The organism is Streptomyces durbertensis (assembly GCF_014156695.1).
GTDB lineage: Bacteria > Actinomycetota > Actinomycetes > Streptomycetales > Streptomycetaceae > Streptomyces > Streptomyces durbertensis.
The window spans coordinates 1-1,509 of record NZ_WMLF01000732.1; the positions used below are offsets into that span (position 1 = coordinate 1).

General features: G+C 72.3%; 1 protein-coding gene. It reads right to left on the reverse strand.

Going from position 1 to position 1,509, the window contains the following annotated elements:
• On the reverse strand, positions 1-1,019 hold a 1,019-nt coding region (locus GL263_RS26365), incomplete at its 3' end, for a CRISPR-associated endonuclease Cas3'' (protein WP_182858249.1).
• Positions 1,020-1,509 lie beyond the last annotated feature (490 nt).

The following is a 1,509-nucleotide window of genomic DNA, read 5'->3' on the forward strand; positions in this document are numbered from 1 at the left end:
GCGAAGACCTCCGCGACGGCAAGCGCCGCCTCCGTCTTCCCCTCCCCCATCGGCGCCTCGATCACCATCAGCCCCAGCTCCGGCATGCGGCGGGCCAGCCTCAGCGCGGCCTCCTGCACCGGACGCGGCTTCGCCCCGGCCGGCAACTCGAAGCGGGCGGCGAACAGTTCCTCCGCCCGTGCCCCCGGCTCCTTCGGCCGCCACGGCGACGGCAACCGAAGCCCACGCCAAGCGGCGGCCAGCCGCTCGGCCTCCGAGCGGGGCGGCCCGTCGTGCTGGTACGGGAAGAGGTCGGAGTTGCTGGCGATCCAGTCGGAGACGATCACCAGCGCGGTGAGCAACACCTGTACCGGCTGCGGCAGTTTCACGCGCTCCCGCCAGTCGGCGAGGCGCGACGCCACCTCGTACTCCTCGGCGCACGCGTCCAGCAACTCCTCCTGCACGCGACGCCACAGCGCCCGGCTCGCGCCGGGAGTGCGGAGCAGTTCGGGACGGTCGTACACGGCCCGGAGCTGGGAGGCGTCCGGCGGCACGCCGTGGTGCCCGCCGGCGACCACCGCGAACTGGCCGGCCTGCCGACCCGTCCAACCGTGCCGCTCCTCAAGCCACTCCGTGAGCAGCACCTGCCCCGCGAGACCGTGCGGCGCGAGGCGCCGATCCGAGTCGAACTGCCGGGAGGTCTTCATGTCCAAGCCCTGCCGCCGCATCGCGTCGGCGAGTTCGTCGACCTGGCAGGCGAACGCCGGCGTCGCCTTCCCGATGTCATGCGTGGCCGCCAGCCACACGGCCAGCCGCCGCGCGTCGGCAAGCCCCTCCGGCAACGGCCCGGCCACCAACTCCCGCACGTTGTCCGGCAACCACTCGTCCCACAACAGCCCCGCCACGGCCGCACTGTCCGCCATGTGCCGCCACAGCGGCATCCAGCCGCCGCTGTCGCGATCGTGCTTAGCCCACGCCGTCCGCACCGGACCGGCCAACCGGCCACCGAGCCCGGACGGTGAGCCCCCCTCACCTGTCATGTCAGATGAATACAGCCCACTCCGGACACCTCGCAGTCACAGCCGAACAAGTCATCCACGTGAGTGAATTCCGCCCGGAGCCCCAGCACTCCAACCGAGGAACCTGTAGCGTGATGCGGTTGCAACGCGCGCAGCCCTCTACGGCCCGCCCGTCACTAGCGCGCCCGACCTAACCATTGCGTGACCTTTGACCGGATTTGCCGGAATCTGTGAAACTCATGGAAAACCCACACCCCCCGCCACAAACCCGCAGGTCATCGACTCTGCTCCCCGCGCACGCGGGGATGGTCCCGCCGGCCGCATCCGGATACCGCGCGTCGCCTTCTGCTCCCCGCGCACGCGGGGATGGTCCCCGCGAGCGTGACCGGGAGGTAGGGGGCCGGGACTGCTCCCCGCGCACGCGGGGAGCAGTCCCCCGCAGCGTGGCCACCCGCAGGACACGCGGGGAGGTCGGTGTGCGGCGGGGCGCGGCCGGTCAGGGGCGGCGGCC